At 56.2% G+C, this 633-nt stretch carries 1 protein-coding gene; it reads left to right on the top strand.

The features are described 5' to 3' along the window. On the top strand, positions 1 to 633 hold a 633-nt coding region (locus ACTHS3_RS16515), incomplete at both ends, for a DUF6531 domain-containing protein (RefSeq protein WP_440368575.1).

Here is a 633-nt window from a genome sequence, read left to right as displayed (position 1 = left end):
ATGGCCGTCAATAAAATCGCCCGTAAAAGCAGCAAATTCCGCGTTGTCTTTACCGTCCCCGATTTCTGCTGGCCGCCTCCACCCGCTCCCCCTTCCGTTCCACCCATCCCCTTCCCACTCTTTGCTGATCTCGGCGGTGCCAAAACCGTCGCCAAAGACGTACGCCTCAACCGCAAGCCTGCTTTTGTCTTTAATGCCAGTAAGACGCACAAAACTTATGGCGATGAAATCGCCCTTCCGGGCCGTAAAGGGGTAAAAAGCCGCACCGCCACCAAACCGGCCTGGCCGATGCGCCATTCTTCCTCGGTTAAAATCCGCAAACGCTATATCGTGCGTACTGGCGATATGTTCCATATGAACGGCAAGTTCAGCAAAAGACTCCCCCCTAAAACCTGTTTGTCCTGCAAGGGTGCGGTAGGTGCCGGCCGTCCGGTCAATCCGATACACGGTTTGAAGTTTTTGGAGGGTGAAACCGACTTTGCCTTTGAAGGTATTCTGCCGCTGGTATGGAGCCGCAGCTATTATTCCGACCAAGACGGTACCGGCTGGCTCGGCGAGGGCTGGAGCGTACCGGGCTGCCAGCGCATTATCCGCGATGCGGCCGGATTGGCCTATATCGACGATCAGGGCCGT

Source organism: Neisseria sp. P0009.S007, from assembly GCF_051962515.1.
This window is presented reverse-complemented; position numbering and strand designations above follow the sequence as displayed.